A 15,949-nucleotide genomic window follows, 5' to 3' on the forward strand; every position below is an offset into this window, starting at 1 on the left:
GACCCGATGACGCACTCCGCCCCCTCCGCCGCCCCCGCTCGCACCGCGGACGTCCACGTACTCGACCTGGTGAAGCGCTACGACACCGCCGGCGGCGGCGTGCTCGCCATGGCCGACGTCTCGCTCGACATCCGCTCGGGCGAGTTCGTCGCCGTGGTCGGCGCGAGCGGCTGCGGCAAGTCGACGCTGCTGCGCATCCTCGCCGGGTTCGAGGAGGCGACGGAGGGCGTCGTCGAGGTCGGCGGCCGGGCCGTCTCCGCGCCCGGGCCTGATCGCGGCGTGGTCTTCCAGGACTACGGGCTCTTCCCCTGGCTGAGCGTGCGCGAGAACGTGGCCTATGGGCCGCGGCGCAAGAAGCTGGCCAAGGCGGCCGCGGCGGAGGTGACCGACCGCTTCATCGAGGCGGTGGGGCTGACCCGATTCGCCGACCGCTTCCCGGGCGAGCTGTCCGGCGGCATGCAGCAGCGCGTCGCGATCGCGCGGGTGCTCGCGAACGAGCCGTCTGTGCTGCTGATGGACGAGCCGTTCGGTGCGCTCGACGCGCTCACCCGCTCCGATCTGCAGGTCGAGCTCAAGCGGATCCACCGCGAGACGGGTACGACCGTGCTGTTCGTGACGCACTCGATCGAGGAGGCGGTCTACCTCGCCGACCGCGTCGTGGTGATGACCGGCGGCGCCTCGCACGGGGTGCCCGGGCACATCAGCGAGATCGTGACGGTCGACCTGCCCGGCGAGCGCGACGTGACGGCGCCGGAGTTCAACGAGTGCAAGCGCCGCATCTCGGCGCTGGTGCACGCGCCGGCCTGACGCCGTGCCGCGAGATGCCACTTGTGCACGCTTTTCACGGCGTGTCGCGTGCACAAGTGGCATCTCGCGGGAGGGGGCGAGGGAGGCTTCGGGGATCCACGTCTGAAGGAGGAAGCGTCATGACGAGTTCCGTTCGCGCCGGCCGGATCGCCAGGAGCGCTCTCGCCGGGGTGCTGCTCATCAACGCGGTGCCGCACGGCGTCGCGGCGCTGCAGGGGCGGAGATTCCCCTCGCCGTTCGCCACGCCGCCGGGGCGCGGGCTGTCGTCGCCGCTCGCGAACGCGGTGTGGAGTGCGGGCAATCTGGCCGCCGGGCTGGCCGCCCTGCCGCGCCGCAGGTCGAGAGGCGAGGGTCGCGGCGCGGTCCTCGGCGCGACGGCGATGGGCGTCTTCCTCGCCGCGTACTTCGGGAGCCTCGACCTCGACTGACGCCTCCCTCGCGCGAGATGCCACTTGTGCGCGCCGCCATCGGCGTGTCGCGTGCACAAGTGGCATCTCGCGGAGGGGTGGCCTACGCGGTGCGGCGGCGGCGGGCGGTGAGGAGGAGCGTCGCGCCGGCCAGGAGCAGGACGCCGGAGATCGGGAGAACGGCGCCGGCGGGCGAGCCCGTCTCCGCGAGCGCTGCCGTGCGGTTCACGGCCTTCGCCGGAACGACCGTCGAGGACGGCTGCACCGGGACGGCCGGCTGCACGGTCGACGCGGGCTCGAGCGGCACGGCCGGCTGCACGGTCGTGGACGGCTCCAGCGGGACGGCCGGACGGACGGTCGTGGCCGGCGTCAGCGGGACGGCCGGCACCACCGGCGTCTTCGGGATCGGGAGGGTGTCCGAGAGACGGTGGACCACGCGGAAGTCCTTCGGGCTGAGGCCGGAGACCTCGGTCGCGAGGCCGGCGGAGCCCCGGTTCAGGTCCTCCTGGGTGACCGTGCTCTGCACGCTCATCACCGTCGTCTGCCCGACGGCGAGGTCGGCGCCGCCCAGCAGATCACCCAGGTGCACGAAGCGCAGGGGCACGTCGCCGGTGTTGGTCACGGGCACCGTCCAGGTCACGATCGTCCCGGGCACCACCGGCACCTGCTCGAAGACCCCGGTCAGCTCGCCGGACAGGTGCGGATGCTCGCCCGGGAGGGTGAGTCCGCCGTTCAGGGACTTGGAGACGGTGACGCCCTGCGGGGTGGTCCCCGACGCCTCGATGAGAACGATGACGGCCCCGGTCTGCAGGTCGTCCTCGCCGACGGTGGTCTGCGTCGTCAGGGTCACCGTCCCGCCGACGGGCAGATCCGCCCCTCCGAGGAGGTCGCCGAGATGCACCCCGCGCAGCGGCACGTCACCGCTGTTGGTGAGGCGCGCGGTCCAGTGCACCGTCGAGCCCAGCCCGACGGGCTTCCCGGTGCCCGTCTCGAACTCGCCGGTGATCGTGCCGGAGATCTTCGGGTTCTCCTCGGCGAGCGCGGCCTGGGCCGCGGGGGTGGCGGAGGCCGCGGGGGTGGCCGACGCCGCGGGCGCCGCCTCGCTCGCGTGCGCGTCCGTCGCGGCGGAGCCGAGCAGCCCGGCCAGCAGGACGGCGGAGGCGGCAGCACTCGCGATCCTCGGGCGGGCGGGTCGATCGTGTCGAGTGGGACGGTGCGGTCGAGTGGGCACGGGACTCCTCAGAGGTGGTGGCGACGGCGGTGGACGCCGCCGATCCTCTCGCCCCGCACGGGTGGCGGCCGCATCCGTGGCACTCGTCGTTCCGGGGGCACGAAGTGACGAGGCGCCCCGTCGGTGACGACGAGGGCACTCGCCCGATCCCGCAGAAGGGGGGTCAGTGATCAGCTGGGAACGACTCGTTCTGTGTCACTGCTCCTGTCACGCTGGGCACAGGCTCCATCACACGTCTTGCGAGAGGGAACGATGCCCGCACTCCGGCTGGTGCTCTACCTGGTCGACGACCCCGAGCAGACGCCGCACCTCTGCACGTTCCACGGCGACCGCCATCGGCTCGCCCACGATCTCGAGACGCGGCAGTTCCTGCCCGTCGTCCGCGGTCACGGGCAGTACAGCGTCGTCGCGGTGAACCGCATCCAGCGCGTCGAGTTCGAGCGGCTCGAGGAGGACGCCGCGGACCAGCCGGCTCGCCGCGCGGACGACCTCGAGAAGGCGGCGCACACCCTCCGCGGCTGATCCCCGCGACCGACCTCCGCGACGGCACGGATCGCCGGCTGCGGATCGTTATCGGATCGCGTACCCGGCGAGGCCCGTCGCATCGGAGGATGGCGGAGGGGGACGGATCGTGCTCCCGTCGTCCGCTCTCCGGGGGTTCCGCCACCATGCTCGTTCCGTCTCGCACGCTCCTGCGCGCTGTTCTCGTCGTCGGCGTGGTCGCCGGGCTGAGCGGGTGCGTTCCCGCCGGCGATCCCATCGCGCAGCCCGCCGAGACGGCGACAGCCACCGCTACCGCTACCGCTACCGCTACCGCTACGGTCACCGCGACTCCGACGCCGACTCCGACGCCGACGCCGACACCCACGCCCGCGCCCGCTGTCGCCGCGAGCCTGCTGATCGGGCCGACCTCGTTCTCGCTGGTGGACGCGGAGGGCGCTCAGCTGGGCACCTGGGAGTACCGCAACGGCACGGGCGTCGTCGCCGCGCTGACCGACGCGTTCGGCAGCGAGCCCGCCGAGTCGGACGACGTCCCCTACGAGGGCTACCGCAGCCGCGCCTACAGCTGGCCGGGCTTCGTCCTCAAGGACACCGACGTCTACGACGCGGGCGGACCGGAGCTCACCTACCCCGAGCCGGACTTCCTCCTCGAGGCCACCGCCGCCACGGTCGGTGATGTCGCCATCAGCACCCTGGGCGGAGTCGCAGTGGGTGACGCGACCGCCGAGGTGGTGGCCGAGCACCCGGACAGCGCGAACGGCGGCTCCCTCGGCACCTTCCTCTTCGACACGACCCCCGTCGGCACCCTCGAGGGCCACGAGCTGACCAACACGGTGGGCGCGATCGCCGAGGACGAGGTCACCGTCTCGCGCCTGCTCGCGCCGTTCGTCAACTGGGGCGTCTGAGGGGCGCGGGCACCGGCGCGGGATCTCGATGCGCCCGCTCCGCGGGCTGCTCGATCAGCAGGAAGCCCGCAGGCACGAGCAGAGCGGCGGCCGTGCCCGTCGAGCGGCCGGCCGCTGTGGCGCCTCGCGATCGCGTGGTGCGCCTCCGCCGACGTGGCGGCGGCGATCGCGCTCAGCAGTCGCGGGAGCCGAAGCCGAGCCCCGTGATCGCGCTGCTGTGCCAGCCCTGGTAGCCGCCGTGCTGGCTGTAGACGAGCGAGCTGCCCGAGGGGAAGGAGCGGAACGTGAAGGTGTCGTAGCGGGGCCCGCGCGTGAGATTCGGCTCGAACTCGGTGGCGCGTCGGAAGGGGTCGGCGATCGTCCCGGCGCCGACTCCCGCGTCTCCGCCCCGCGAGGAGATCGAGGTGGGCGCGACGCTGAAGCCGACGGTCGACCACCACTTCGTGGCCCAGTAGAGCGTCTCGCTGTGCGCGCTCGAGCTGATGTCGAGGAAGGTGAGCTGCACGTCCACCGGGTCGAACGGCTTCCCGGCCGCATCGAAGAACTCGAAGATCAGCGTCTGCGCATCGGGCCCCGGCGTCGGCACCTCCGGGACCCTCACGTCCGACGACGACGCCTGCCCGGCGCGGCGCTGGTTCAGGAGGAGCACCCCGGGTTCGAAGATGCGCGACGGCGCCTCGTTGGCGAAGTCCGAGGATCCACCGGCGTACCACACCGTGCCGTCCTGGGTCAGGTTGTAGTTCGTGCCGTCGACCGTGGGCGTGGTCGTGGTGTCCGGCGCCAGGACCGAGGTGATCCGGACCGTGGACGTCGTTCCGGTGGGCGAGGTCGCGGTGAGGGTCAGCGGATTCAGCGACACGCTCGACTGCGTGAACATCGTCACGCTCGTGCAGGGCAGCGGGTCGGTGGCCGGAGTCATCGACGCGGCGGCGAGGGGAGCCCCGACCGCCGCGCTGATCACGGGGATGCTCCAGAGCGCGCCCGCCGTGACGGAGCGACGGGTGGGACCGGAGGAGTGAGTCGGGTCGGACGAGAGAGGGGACATGGCGGATCCGTTCCAGAGGAGGAGTGGACAGGCGAGGACCGACTGCCCGACACGGCAGCGTAGGTTCGACATCCCACAAAGACGAATCCTCCTCACGTCTGGCGCGGGACGTCGGTTCGCCGCTGCTCCCTAGGCGGTGCTCAGCAGCGGGACGCCGGCTCGAGCCCACCGGCGCCCCGGCCCTCACTCCCCGTCGGCGAAGTCCGTGCCGCGACTGAGAGGCTCCCACGCGTCGACGTCGGAGCGGAGGGAGTCGAGCACTGCGCGGAAGGCGTCCGACGCGTCGTTGCCGAGCAGCAGGATCGACGGAGGGGCGGCCGACTCCACGGCCTCGATCAGCGCGGTCGCCGCCTTCGCCGGGTCGCCCTTCTGGGTGCCGTGCACGGTGTCGTGCTCCTTGCGGCGCTTGCCCGCCGTCTCGGCGTAGTCCGCGATCGGCTGCGACGACTGGGTGAGCGAGCGGCCGGCGAAGTCGGTGCGGAAGCCGCCCGGCTCGACCGAGAACGCCCGGATGCCCAGCGGCGCGACCTCCTTGCGCAGCGACTCGGTGAGCGCCTCGATCGCGGCCTTCACCGCGGCGTAGTAGCCCGAGCCCTCCGGCGAGATGCGCGCGCCGATCGAGGACAGGTTGACGATCGTGCCGGAGCGGCGCTCGCGCATCCCGGGCAGGACCGCCTTGATCGTGCGGACGGTGCCGAAGAGCTGGGTGTCGAAGAGCTGCTGCACCGCGGCCTCCTCACCCTCCTCCACCGCCGCGCGGTAGCCGTAGCCCGCGTTGTTGACGAGCACGTCGATCCCGCCGAAGCGCTCCTCGGCGGCGTCGACCGCGGCGGCGACCTGCGCGTCGTCGGTCACGTCGAGGGCCAGGGCGAGCGCGGAGTCGGGGTGCGCCTCGGCGATGTCGCGGACGGAGTCGACGTCGCGCGCGGTGACGACGGCGCGGTCGCCGTGGGCGAGGACGGCGGTCGCGAGCGCGCGGCCGAGTCCGGTGGAGCAGCCGGTGATGAGCCAGGTGGTCATGCGGTCCTTCTTCCTCGAGGGCGCCCGCGGCAGGCGCGATCGGTGGGATCGGCGCGGGCAGGACTCCATTCCACCGCCGCCGGGGCGCCGCGGGACAGGGGTGGACGCGTGAGAGGCTGGTCCGGTGTCCACAGTGAGCGTGCCGACGCCGCGCTCGGGGGTCCGGACGCGGCGATTCCGGCGCCTCGCGCGCCTCGGCTTCGCCGTCAACGGCGTGGTGCATCTGCTGATCGGCGGACTCTCGCTGCGGGTCGCGTTCGGGGACGAGACGACGCAGGAGGCGGATCCCTCCGGCGCGATCGCGCGCCTGGCCGAGACGCCGGCCGGACTCGTCGTCGTCTGGGCGGCGCTGGTCGCGCTCGTCGCGCTCGGGCTCTGGCAGCTCTCCTTCCAGAGCCGCTCGAGCGATCCGAGCCGCGCGAAGCGCCTCGGGCGGCGGATCGTGGAGTCGGGCAAGGGCTTCGCGGCGCTCGCGCTGGCCGGGACGACGCTGGTCTTCGCGCTCGGCGGGTCGACGAGCTCCTCCGCCACCATCCGCGCGATCAGCACCGACCTGCTGGCTCGGCCGGCGGGAGCGATCGTGCTGACGCTGGTCGGCGGGATCGTCCTCGGCAGCGGGATCGGCTTCGTCGCCATCGGCGTGCGCCGCGGCTTCCGCAAGCTCGTGCGGATCCCCGCAGGGCGGCGCGGCACGGCCGTGCTGATCCTCGGCGCGGCCGGCTACGTCTCGAAGGGCATCGCCCTCGGCATCGCCGGCGGCCTCTTCGTCGTCGCCGCGATCACCGGCGACGCCCGGCGGGCGACCGGCCTCGACGGCGCCCTGCGCTTCCTCGACGTCCCGCCCTACGGGACCATCGCGCTCACCGTCATCGGCGCCGGCCTCGTGATGTACGGCGGCTTCCTGATCGCCCGCGCGAAGCTCGCCAAGCTCTGAGCGACTGTCGTCGGCCGGGTCAGCAGTCGGTGGAGCGGAAGCTGAGCGCGCTCAGCGCGAGAGACTGCCAGCCCTGCCGGCCCTCGTGCTGACCGCAGACGAAAGTGCTTCCGGAGGGGAGGACGTCGAAGGCGAAGGTGTCGAAGAGGGGCTCTCCGCCGGCGGGCTCGTCTCCTGTCGCTCGGCGGAAGGGGTCGGCGACGGTTCCCGCGCCCGTACCGGCGGAACCTCCTCTCGACGAGATCGAAACGGGCGGCGTGCTGAATCCGACGGTGTCCCACGAGCTCACGAACCACGGCGCCGAGGGTGCGGCTCTCGAGTCGATGTGGGAGAACGTGAGTTCGGCGCCGACAGGAGCGAACGGCCGTCCGTCCTTGTCGAAGAACTCCACCATGAGCGTCTGCGCGGGCGAGCCAGCCGTCGGAGTCCCCGCCGTCGACCCCGCGCGGCGTTGATTCAGGACGAGCGACCCGGGCACCCAGCCGCCGCGTCCCTGCGCCTCGTACGACGATCGGCGCTCGGCGAAACCGGACCAGACGACGGTGTCCCGAGTCAGGTTGAAGCTCTGCCCCTCGGTCTCGGTCGTCGTGCCGGGCGCGAGAACGGACGTGATCCGGACGGTCGAGGGGACTCCGGTGGTCGAAACCGCCGAGAGCACGGTGGGGTTGCTCGCGACCGTGGACCTCGTGAACATCGTCGCACTGCGGCAGAAGACGGGCGATGCGGAGGCGAGCGGAGCCGCCACGGCCGCAGCGACGACGGGGACGCTCCAGGCTGCGCTCGCGGCCACCGCACGACGGGAGGGTCCGGAGAAGGCGGGAGGAGGCACGGGCATCGGTCACGTCCTGTCTTGAGAGGAAGCCGTCGCGAGGCCGCGGCGAAACCAAGCATCCCTCATCTCTGCGTCCCGCTGCGGTGCGGCGCAGGACGTCGCCACGACCGCAGTCGCGCGGGCGCTAGGGATCGAAAGGGCTCAGCCGGAGGGCACCGTCGGATCGAGACGCTTCGCGTAGCAGCGGGTCGCCGGCTCGTCGCCCCAGTAGCCGAAGCCGGGGATGAGCTCGTAGCCCGAGCTGCTGTAGAGCGCCATCGCCTCGGGCTGCTCGATGCCGGTGACGAGGCGGAGCAGCGTCACGCCGTGGCGGACGGCGAGCTCCTCGACTCCCGCGAGGAGGACGCGGCTGTGACCGCGGCCGCGCGCCGCCTCGGTCACGAACATCCGCTTGATCTCGCCGACCTCGCCCTCGGCGGCGAGCGCGACGCAGCCGACGACGTCCACCCCGATGTGGAGCAGCAGCGTCGGCGCGTCCGCGGGCGGCCTCGGCCCCGGGTCGTCGCCGCCGTAGCGCCGCATGATCTCCGCCTCCTGCACGGCGAACAGCCGCCCCGACACTGCGTCGTCGGCCGTCGTCTCGACCAGCCGCACCTCGTCCGCACCCATGTCGCTCACGGTCCCATCGCGCGCCGCGAGATGCCACTTGTGAGCGCGACACGCCGTGGAAAGCGTGCACAAGTGGCATCTCGCGGAGGGTCAGCAGTCGTCGGCGCGGAACCTGAGGCCGGTGAGGAAGATCGCGTGCCAGCCCTGCCTGCCCTCGTGCTGGGTGTACGTGAGCGTGCTCCCGGAGGGGAAGGCGTCGAAGGAGAAGATGTCGGTCTTGGAGAACGAGGTGGTCGGCGCCTCGCCCGTCGCGCGCCGGTACGGGTCGGCGATCGTGCCTGCACCGACACCGTCGACCAGGCCGTCCTTCGCGATCGAGGTCGGCGCGACGCTGAAGCCCACCGTGTCCCAGTGGGTCGGCGTCCACACTCGACGCTCCTGGGAGGTGAGGTCGACGATCTCGAGCTCGAAGCCGATCGGATCGAAGACGCGCCCCTGCGGGTCGAAGAACTGGAAGGTCAGGGTCTGGGCATCGGATCCCGGGCTGGGGAGCTCGGTGATCGGACCTGCGCGGCGCTGATTCAGGACGAGCGCCTTCGCGCCCCAGTACGAGTAGGACTCCTCGGCCGCGGCACCGTCGGTCGTGCGCCCTCCCCATCCCATCCCCGCCTGGGTCAGGTTGTAGCTCGTGCCCTGGGTCTCGGTCGTGGTGCCGGGCGCGAGCACCGACGTGATCCGGACGGTCGACACTGCGCCGGAGGGTGAGACCGCCTGGAGCACGGCGGTGCTGCCGCCGGTGTTACTGGTCCGGCGGAAGTTGACGGCGCTGTAGCACGGAACGGCGGTGGAGGCGGCGGCGAGGGGCGCGGAGATCACTGCGGCGGCGACGGGAGCGCTCCACGCCGCCGCGGTGGTCACGGTGCGGCGGGAGGGTCCGGGCGTGCCGGAGGAGGGCTGGGACATGCAGGGTCCTTTCGATGGCGATCAGAAGACGGAGTCGCGGGGGCGTGGTAACGCTGTCATCCGCGACGATCGCCAGCTAAGCGCACCCCTGCCCTCCGACGCACGCCCCCCGTTGGTGACGACCGCACGCCCTGTCGCCCTCCGCGAGATGCCACTTGTGCGCGCGACACGCCGAGGAAGGCGTGCACAAGTGGCATCTCGCGGAGGGGAGGGGGACGCGCGGGTCAGGCGTAGGTCGCGGCGATCTCGGCGAGGCACTCGCGGAAGACGCGGACGGCGGGCGAGGCGAGCTGGGCCTCGCGCTGGGCGGTGAAGATGGTGCGGCGGGGGCGGCCGGGCAGCTCGAGCAGTCGGCAGTCGGCCTCGCCGCCGGCCCAGACCAGGTCGGGCATCAGCGCGACCGCGTTGCCCGAGGCGGCGAGGCGGATCTGCGCCTGGAGATCCGCGGTCTCGAAGCGCACGTCGGGCTCGAAGCCCGCGACGCGGCAGGTCTGCTCGGCGAAGTGGCGGCTGGCGGTACCGCGCGGCTCCATCACCCAGGCGGCGTCGCGGGCGCCCCGCAGGTCGCGGATCGCGGAGTCGCGGCCCACCGCGAGGCGGATCGCGTCGGTCGTGAGGTCGCTGCGCACCAGGCCCGGCAGCCAGGACACGGAGTGGCCGGGGTACTGCTCGGCGACGACCAGGTCGAACTCGCGCGCCCAGGAGGTCTCGTGCAGCGCCCCCTCCGGCTCGCGCTGCACCATCTCCACCCGCACCTCGGGTGCGCGCTCGGCGATCGAGCGCAGCGCGCCGGGCATCAGCGCGAGCGCCGCCGACTGGAAGACCGCGACCCGCACCCGCCCGGTGACCGACTCCCCCGACGCGGCGAGCGCCGCCTCCGCCCGCTCGAGCAGCGCCAGCACCTCACCGGCGGCCGCGACCAGGATCTCGGCCTGCGGGGTGAGCTGCACCCGCCGCCCGACCTTGCGCAGCAGCTCGACGCCGGTCTCGCGCTCGAGCACGCTCAGCTGCTGCGAGACCGCGGAGGGACTGTAGGCGAGGGCCTCCGCGGCGGCGGCCAGGGTGCCGCGGATGGCGACCTCGCGCAGCAGCACCAGGCGGCGGACGTCGAGCACGGGCGACCTCGATTCGGTACGGAGGAACAGTAAGCAGGAGTGACCGGTACCGGTAAGGAACGGTCGCTTCTGCTCAACGGTACCCCGTCGAATACTGGGGGCATGACGGATCTCGCAGCGCCTGCCCGCTCCACCGGCCCCTCCTCCGACGACGCCGCCGGACCCGCCGGTCCCGCCGCGGACAGCGTCGACCCCGGCCTCGTCGACGCCAGCGTCGCGCTGGTGCGCCAGTGGCTGCGCGACGCCGCCGACGTCCCGGTGGACGCGTCCGGCGCCCAGCTCGCCGGCGTGCTGAAGGACCCGACCGGCCTCGACTTCACCGTCGGCTTCGTCGACGGCGTGGTCCGGCCCGAGGACACCAAGGTCGCCGCCGCGGCGCTGCGCTCGATCGCCGGTGGCGTCCCGCGCTTCCTGCCCGCCCCGATGCGCGGCGCGGTCGCCCTCGGCGGCGCGATGGCCCCGCTGCTGCCGGACGTGGTCGTGCCGATCGCCCGCCGGGTGCTGCGGCAGATGGTCGGCCACCTCATCATCGACGCGACCGACTCGCGCCTCGGCCCGGCGATCGCGAAGATCCGCCGCGACGGCGTCCGGCTCAACATGAACCTGCTCGGCGAGGCGGTCCTCGGGCGGAAGGAGGCGCAGCGCCGCCTGGAGGGCACGCACCGCCTGCTCGCCCGCGACGACGTCGACTACGTCTCGATCAAGGTCTCCTCCACCGTCGCCCCGCACAACCCGTGGGCGTTCGACGCCGCGGTCGACGACATCGTCGAGGAGCTCGCGCCGCTCTTCACCCGCGCCGCCGCCGCGACGCCGCAGAAGTTCGTGAACCTCGACATGGAGGAGTACAAGGACCTCGACCTCACCATCGCGGTCTTCACCCGCCTGCTCGACCGGCCCGAGTTCCTCGGTCTCGAGGCGGGCATCGTGCTGCAGGCCTACCTGCCCGACGCGCTCTCCGCGATGATCCGGCTGCAGGAGTGGAGCGCCGCGCGCCGGGCCCGCGGCGGCGCCGGCATCAAGGTGCGACTGGTCAAGGGCGCGAACCTGCCGATGGAGCAGGTCGAGGCGTCGGTGCACGGCTGGCCGCTGGCGACCTGGTCGACGAAGCAGGACTCGGACACCAACTACAAGCGCGTGATCGACTACGCGCTGCACCCCGACCGGATCCGGAACGTGCGGGTCGGCGTCGCCGGGCACAACCTCTTCGACGTCGCCTACTCCTGGCTGCTGGCCGGCGAGCGCGGCGTCCGCGAGGGGATCGAGTACGAGATGCTCCTCGGCATGGCGCAGGGCCAGGCGGAGGCGGTGCGCCGCACGGTCGGCTCGCTGCTGCTCTACACGCCGGTCGTCTCGCCCGGGGAGTTCGACGTCGCGATCGCCTACCTGATCCGCCGGCTCGAGGAGGGCGCGTCGAGCGACAACTTCATGTCGGCCGTGTTCGAGCTCGAGGCGCAGCCCGCGCTGTTCGCCCGCGAGGAGGCCCGCTTCCGCGCCTCCGTCAGCGCGCTCGACGGCGCGGTGCCGCCCGCGCACCGGGTCGCCGACCGCTTCGCCGCCTCGGGCCGCCCCGGCTTCGGCGACTTCCGCAGCACTCCGGACACCGATCCCTCCGTCGCGGCGAACCGCGCCTGGGCGCAGGAGATCCTCGCCCGCGTGCCCGGCTCCCGCGCCGGGGTCGACGCGATCGAGGCCGCGACGATCAGCACCCGCGACGAGCTGGAGGCGGCCCTCGCCGCGACCCGCGCCGCCGGCTCCGCGTGGGGCGCCCTGCCCGCCGACGAGCGGGCGCGCATCCTGCACCGCGCCGGCGACGAGCTCGAGGCCCGCCGCGGCGAGCTGCTCGAGGTGATGGCCGCCGAGGCCGGCAAGACGATCGACCAGGGTGACCCCGAGGTCTCCGAGGCGATCGACTTCGCGCACTACTACGCCGAGCGGGCCCGCGAGCTGGACTCGGTCGACGGGGCGGTCTTCCACCCCGCGCAGCTGACGCTCGTCGCTCCGCCGTGGAACTTCCCGGTCGCGATCCCCGCGGGCGGTGCGCTCGCCGCGCTGGCCGCCGGCTCGGCCGCGGTGCTGAAGCCCGCCGGGCCGACCGCGCGTTGCGGCGCCGTGCTGGCCGAGGCGCTCTGGGCCGCCGGCGTGCCGCGCGAGGCGCTGCTGCTGCTCCGCCTGCCCGAGGAGGAGCTCGGCGCGGACCTCGTCGCCCACCCCTCCGTCGACCGGGTGATCCTCACCGGCGCCTACGAGACCGCCGAGCTGTTCCGCTCCTTCCGGCACGATCTGCCGCTGCTCGCGGAGACCAGCGGCAAGAACGCGATCATCGTCACCCCCTCCGCCGACCTCGACCTCGCGGTGAAGGACGTCGTCTCGAGCGCCTTCGGCCACGCCGGCCAGAAGTGCTCGGCCGCCTCGCTCGTCGTGCTGGTCGGCTCGGTCGCGCGCTCCAAGCGCTTCCGCGCGCAGCTGCTCGACGCGGTCGACTCGCTCACCGTCGGCCTGCCGACCGATCCGGCGACCCGGATGGGGCCGGTGATCGAGCCCGCCGCGGGCAAGCTGCTGCGCGGGCTCACGACCCTAGGCGAGGGCGAGAGCTGGCTGCTGCAGCCGCGCGCGCTCGACGACACCGGCATGCTGTGGAGCCCGGGCGTCCGCGACGGCGTGCGCCGCGGCTCCGAGTACCACCGCACCGAGTACTTCGGCCCGATCCTCGGGATCATGACCGCGGCGACGCTCGAGGACGCGATCGCGCTCGTCAACGAGGTCGACTACGGCCTCACCTCGGGCCTGCACGCGCTCGACACCGCCGAGATCGGCACCTGGCTGGACGGGATCCAGGCCGGCAACCTCTACGTCAACCGCGGCATCACCGGGGCGATCGTCGAGCGCCAGCCGTTCGGCGGCTGGAAGAAGTCGGCGGTCGGACCGGGGACGAAGGCCGGCGGGCCGGACTACCTGCTCGGGCTGGGGTCGTGGACCTCGGCGCCGTCGGCCGCCACCACCGCGGTCGACGACCCGCGCGTCGGTCGGCTCGTGGCCGCCGCCCGCGCGGAGCTGCCCGCTGCGGAGGCGGACGCCGTGGAGCGGACGGCTCGCAGCGCTGCGCTCGCCCACTCCGCCGGCGCCGCCCGCGACGTCACCGCGCTGGCCGCCGAGCGGAACGTGTTCCGGCACCTGCCGTACGACGCCCCGGTGCTGATCCGCCTGGCGGAGGGCGTGCCGGTGGGCTCGCTGGTGCAGGTGGTCGTGGCCGCGGCGACCGCGGGCGCGCGGGTAGCGGTCTCGAGCGCGACGGCGCTGCCTCCGCAGCTCGTGTCGGCCATCGCCGCGGGAGCGACTGCGGTCGCCGTCGAGGACGAGGCGGCCTTCGCGGCACGCGTCCGCGAGCACGGCGCCGGCCGGGTGCGCCTGCTGGGCGCCGACGCCTCCTCCGTGACGTCCGTCACCGGCGGCCGCCCCGACCTCGCCGTCTACGCGAACGAGGCCACCGAGTCCGGCCGCCTGGAGCTGCTCCCGTTCCTCCGCGAGCAGGCCGTCTCGATCACGGCCCACCGCTTCGGCACCCCGGACCACCTGACGGACGCCCTGCTCTGACCCTCTCCCCTCCCGCGAGATGCCACTTGTGCACGCTTTTCACGGCGTGTCGCGTGCACAAGTGGCATCTCGCGGAGAGGGAGGGGGCGGGTCAGGAGGCGATCTGGGAGATGCGCTGGTGGGAGAGGTTCAGGAGGACGGCGGCGTCCCGCATCGAGACCCCCTCACCCCGGACTCCGGCGACTGCGTCGTGCTGCAGGCGCTCGTACTCGTCGCGGCTGCGCTCCAGATCCTCCCTCGCCGCCCGCACCTGCCCCAGGACGGCCGCCACGTCCTCCGGGAAGGCGGCGCCGTAGTCCCAGGTCAGCTCGACGGTGTCCTCATCGACGTCGGTCAGCCCCGAGACGAGATCCCGGACCTCACCGTCGAGCAGAGCGAGGGAGCGCGACTCGGTGGCTCCTCCGGGGAGCCCCTGCACGACCGCCACCCAGAACGGCTTCTCGCGCGTGACGACGACGTGATAGCGGTTCATCAGTCCAACCAGCCCTTTCCGAAGAGGTGCTCGAGCGCGCTCTCGTTCGAGCGCGTGACGGTCTGCGACATCTGGCCCGAGTGACCGGTCAGGCCGACCCGCCCGATCTCGACGCCCTCGGGATCGAGGACGACCCAGATCGAGTGCGATCCCTTGCCCCGCCGCGGCAACTGGACCACAGACCAGCCGCGGCGGCGGGCGTTCCTGCGGATCGCCTTGAGCACATCAGCTGCCGACCGCGTCCCGTTCACCACAGGATAAGTCTAGGAAGGTGGCCGAGCAAGCGTCTACCTGGGTAGACGGCATGGCGCCGCGCGTCGCCTCGCGCCGCCGGACGTCCGGTCCGCCCGTTCGCGACAGGGTGCGGGGGGACGGTCGACGGCGGGGGCGGGGGGCGCCAGGCTGTGCGCATGACGCGGCAGGAGCAGGCGCCCTCGGCCGCGGTCAGCACCCGGTGGCTGAGCATCGGGGCCGCGCTCGATCCGCAGAGCAACAGCATCAACGCGCTGCGGCTGGGGCTCGCGGTGCTGGTGATCGTGTCGCACTCGTTCCCGCTGGGCGGCTACGGCGACGCGCCGGGCGCCGGGGGCAGCGGCGGCTCCGGGCTGGGCCACTCCGATCTGGGCGACTGGGCGGTGGGCGGCTTCTTCGTCACGTCCGGCTACCTGATCACCGCGAGCCGGCTCCGCTCGCGCTCGCTCGGCGACTACCTCTGGCGGCGGTTCCTGCGCATCTACCCGGCCTTCCTCGTCTCGTTGCTCGTCGTCGGGTTCGCGATCGCGCCGCTCGCCTCGCTGCTGCTCGGCGCCGGCCCGTGGAGCGCGGCGGGCGGCGCGCGGTTCGTGCTCGGGAACCTGCTCCTCTACATCCGCGAGTACGGGATCGCCGGAATGCTCGGCTCCGTGCCGTACCCGGGGGCCTGGAACGGCTCGCTCTGGAGCCTCTTCTTCGAGTTCGTCAGCTACCTCGTGATCGGAGTGCTGATCTCGGTGGTGCCGCGGCGGTGGGTCGCGCCGCTGGTGGTCGTCGGCTTCGCGGGGCTGACCCTGGTCGCCGGGGTGCTGGCCACCGATCTCGTGCCCTTCCCCGCGGCCCTCAACCAGACGGTGACGCTCGTCGCGTACTTCCTGGCGGGGGCGATCGTGCACCTCTTCCGCGACCGGATCCCGCTGACGCTGCCGCTCGCGCTCCTCGCGGTCGCCCTCTTCGCGCTGGTGGTGGCCAGCGGGCTGTACCGGGTGCTGGCGGGGCTGCCGCTCGCCTACCTGATGCTGGCCCTCGGCGCGCGCCTCCCCCTGCGGCGCCTCGGGGCGACCCACGACGTCTCCTACGGGATGTACATCTACGCGTTCCCGGTGCAGCAGCTGCTCGCGCTCGCGCTGGTCGACGCGGACGTGCCGCTCGGGGCGTACGTGCTGCTCTCGATCGCGGCGACGCTGCCGTTCGCCTGGGCCAGCTGGCTGCTGATCGAGCGCCCGGCGATGCGGCTGAAGCGGCTGACGGCGCGCTGACCCCCTCCCTCCCGCGAGATGCCACTTGTGCACGCGACACGCCGTGAAAAGCGTGCACAAGTGGCA

At 73.1% G+C, this 15,949-nt stretch carries 16 protein-coding genes; 7 read left to right on the plus strand and 9 right to left on the minus strand.

Translation table 11 applies throughout. From position 1 onward, the window contains the following. Nucleotides 1-6: 6 nt before the first annotated feature. Together HQQ86_RS06600 and HQQ86_RS06605 are read left to right on the plus strand one after the other, a co-directional pair. Nucleotides 7-807 carry an ABC transporter ATP-binding protein gene (locus tag HQQ86_RS06600; RefSeq protein WP_173287277.1) on the plus strand — a complete coding sequence of 267 codons (801 nt, stop codon included), beginning with the start codon at nucleotides 7-9 and terminating at the stop codon, nucleotides 805-807. A gap of 119 nt (nucleotides 808-926) precedes the next feature. Then, nucleotides 927-1,235: a hypothetical protein gene (locus HQQ86_RS06605; RefSeq protein ID WP_173287278.1), complete on the plus strand. Its 309-nt coding sequence runs from the start codon at nucleotides 927-929 to the stop codon at nucleotides 1,233-1,235. A gap of 82 nt (nucleotides 1,236-1,317) precedes the next feature. Here HQQ86_RS06605 and HQQ86_RS06610 read toward each other — a convergent pair whose 3' ends face one another. Continuing rightward, a complete protein-coding gene (locus tag HQQ86_RS06610) occupies nucleotides 1,318-2,445 on the minus strand; it encodes a hypothetical protein (RefSeq protein WP_173287279.1) in 1,128 nt (375 codons plus the stop codon). A 252-nt stretch (nucleotides 2,446-2,697) separates the two neighbouring features. Here HQQ86_RS06610 and HQQ86_RS06615 point away from each other — a divergent pair, with 252 nt between their 5' ends. After that, a complete protein-coding gene (locus HQQ86_RS06615; RefSeq protein WP_173287280.1) occupies nucleotides 2,698-2,967 on the plus strand; it encodes a hypothetical protein in 270 nt (89 codons plus the stop codon). A gap of 146 nt (nucleotides 2,968-3,113) precedes the next feature. After that, nucleotides 3,114-3,851 carry a hypothetical protein gene (locus HQQ86_RS06620; RefSeq protein WP_173285425.1) on the plus strand — a complete coding sequence of 246 codons (738 nt, stop codon included), beginning with the start codon at nucleotides 3,114-3,116 and terminating at the stop codon, nucleotides 3,849-3,851. Between the two features lie 172 nt (nucleotides 3,852-4,023). Here the strand turns inward: HQQ86_RS06620 and HQQ86_RS06625 are convergent, their stop codons facing one another. Both HQQ86_RS06625 and HQQ86_RS06630 read right to left on the minus strand, forming a co-directional pair. Then, nucleotides 4,024-4,896, minus strand: coding sequence for a hypothetical protein (locus tag HQQ86_RS06625; RefSeq protein ID WP_173287281.1), 873 nt, complete (start codon nucleotides 4,894-4,896; stop codon nucleotides 4,024-4,026). Nucleotides 4,897-5,079: 183 nt separating this feature from the next. Further along, a complete protein-coding gene (locus tag HQQ86_RS06630; RefSeq protein ID WP_173287282.1) occupies nucleotides 5,080-5,916 on the minus strand; it encodes an oxidoreductase in 837 nt (278 codons plus the stop codon). A gap of 124 nt (nucleotides 5,917-6,040) precedes the next feature. On the opposite strand from HQQ86_RS06630, the gene HQQ86_RS21970 reads away from it, so the two are divergent. Further along, nucleotides 6,041-6,850, plus strand: a complete 810-nt coding sequence (locus HQQ86_RS21970; protein WP_173287283.1) for a DUF1206 domain-containing protein — start codon at nucleotides 6,041-6,043, stop codon at nucleotides 6,848-6,850. A gap of 19 nt (nucleotides 6,851-6,869) precedes the next feature. Here the strand turns inward: HQQ86_RS21970 and HQQ86_RS06640 are convergent, their stop codons facing one another. The 4 genes from HQQ86_RS06640 to HQQ86_RS06655 all read right to left on the minus strand — a co-directional run bounded on the left by HQQ86_RS06640 (nucleotide 6,870) and on the right by HQQ86_RS06655 (nucleotide 10,309). Beyond that, nucleotides 6,870-7,640 (minus strand): hypothetical protein, encoded by a 771-nt coding sequence (locus HQQ86_RS06640; protein ID WP_173287284.1) that lies wholly within the window; start codon nucleotides 7,638-7,640, stop codon nucleotides 6,870-6,872. 183 nt (nucleotides 7,641-7,823) lie between these two features. Then, nucleotides 7,824-8,291 carry a GNAT family N-acetyltransferase gene (locus HQQ86_RS06645; RefSeq protein ID WP_254071950.1) on the minus strand — a complete coding sequence of 156 codons (468 nt, stop codon included), beginning with the start codon at nucleotides 8,289-8,291 and terminating at the stop codon, nucleotides 7,824-7,826. 90 nt (nucleotides 8,292-8,381) lie between these two features. After that, nucleotides 8,382-9,194, minus strand: coding sequence for a hypothetical protein (locus HQQ86_RS06650; RefSeq protein WP_173287286.1), 813 nt, complete (start codon nucleotides 9,192-9,194; stop codon nucleotides 8,382-8,384). Between the two features lie 224 nt (nucleotides 9,195-9,418). Beyond that, nucleotides 9,419-10,309 (minus strand): LysR substrate-binding domain-containing protein, encoded by an 891-nt coding sequence (locus HQQ86_RS06655; RefSeq protein ID WP_173287287.1) that lies wholly within the window; start codon nucleotides 10,307-10,309, stop codon nucleotides 9,419-9,421. 102 nt (nucleotides 10,310-10,411) lie between these two features. Between HQQ86_RS06655 and HQQ86_RS06660 the strand changes: the two genes are divergently transcribed. Beyond that, nucleotides 10,412-13,900: a bifunctional proline dehydrogenase/L-glutamate gamma-semialdehyde dehydrogenase gene (locus tag HQQ86_RS06660; RefSeq protein WP_173287288.1), complete on the plus strand. Its 3,489-nt coding sequence runs from the start codon at nucleotides 10,412-10,414 to the stop codon at nucleotides 13,898-13,900. A gap of 91 nt (nucleotides 13,901-13,991) precedes the next feature. Here the strand turns inward: HQQ86_RS06660 and HQQ86_RS06665 are convergent, their stop codons facing one another. After that, on the minus strand, nucleotides 13,992-14,372 hold the full coding sequence (locus HQQ86_RS06665) for a MerR (protein WP_173287289.1): 381 nt from the start codon (nucleotides 14,370-14,372) through the stop codon (nucleotides 13,992-13,994). Further along, nucleotides 14,372-14,626: a hypothetical protein gene (locus HQQ86_RS06670; RefSeq protein ID WP_216844936.1), complete on the minus strand. Its 255-nt coding sequence runs from the start codon at nucleotides 14,624-14,626 to the stop codon at nucleotides 14,372-14,374. Before HQQ86_RS06670 ends, HQQ86_RS06665 begins: the two co-directional genes overlap by 1 nt. A gap of 156 nt (nucleotides 14,627-14,782) precedes the next feature. Between HQQ86_RS06670 and HQQ86_RS06675 the strand changes: the two genes are divergently transcribed. After that, the gene (locus HQQ86_RS06675) at nucleotides 14,783-15,883 is read left to right on the plus strand and encodes an acyltransferase (RefSeq protein ID WP_173287290.1); all 1,101 of its coding nucleotides are present in this window, start codon (nucleotides 14,783-14,785) and stop codon (nucleotides 15,881-15,883) included. The last annotated feature ends 66 nt before the right edge of the window (nucleotides 15,884-15,949 follow it).

The sequence above is a fragment of the Rathayibacter sp. VKM Ac-2857 genome, from assembly GCF_013205025.1.
Classification (GTDB): Bacteria; Actinomycetota; Actinomycetes; order Actinomycetales; family Microbacteriaceae; genus Rathayibacter.

Coding starts and splice junctions, on each gene's coding strand:
- HQQ86_RS06625 (WP_173287281.1), bottom strand. CDS start 4,896: ATGTCCCCTCTCTCGTCCGACCCGACTCACTCCTCCGGTCCCACCCGT.
- HQQ86_RS06615 (WP_173287280.1), top strand. CDS start 2,698: ATGCCCGCACTCCGGCTGGTGCTCTACCTGGTCGACGACCCCGAGCAG.
- HQQ86_RS06650 (WP_173287286.1), bottom strand. CDS start 9,194: ATGTCCCAGCCCTCCTCCGGCACGCCCGGACCCTCCCGCCGCACCGTG.
- HQQ86_RS06645 (WP_254071950.1), bottom strand. CDS start 8,291: ATGGGTGCGGACGAGGTGCGGCTGGTCGAGACGACGGCCGACGACGCA.
- HQQ86_RS06675 (WP_173287290.1), top strand. CDS start 14,783: ATGACGCGGCAGGAGCAGGCGCCCTCGGCCGCGGTCAGCACCCGGTGG.
- HQQ86_RS06600 (WP_173287277.1), top strand. CDS start 7: ATGACGCACTCCGCCCCCTCCGCCGCCCCCGCTCGCACCGCGGACGTC.
- HQQ86_RS06620 (WP_173285425.1), top strand. CDS start 3,114: ATGCTCGTTCCGTCTCGCACGCTCCTGCGCGCTGTTCTCGTCGTCGGC.
- HQQ86_RS06630 (WP_173287282.1), bottom strand. CDS start 5,916: ATGACCACCTGGCTCATCACCGGCTGCTCCACCGGACTCGGCCGCGCG.
- HQQ86_RS06665 (WP_173287289.1), bottom strand. CDS start 14,372: ATGAACCGCTATCACGTCGTCGTCACGCGCGAGAAGCCGTTCTGGGTG.
- HQQ86_RS06605 (WP_173287278.1), top strand. CDS start 927: ATGACGAGTTCCGTTCGCGCCGGCCGGATCGCCAGGAGCGCTCTCGCC.
- HQQ86_RS06660 (WP_173287288.1), top strand. CDS start 10,412: ATGACGGATCTCGCAGCGCCTGCCCGCTCCACCGGCCCCTCCTCCGAC.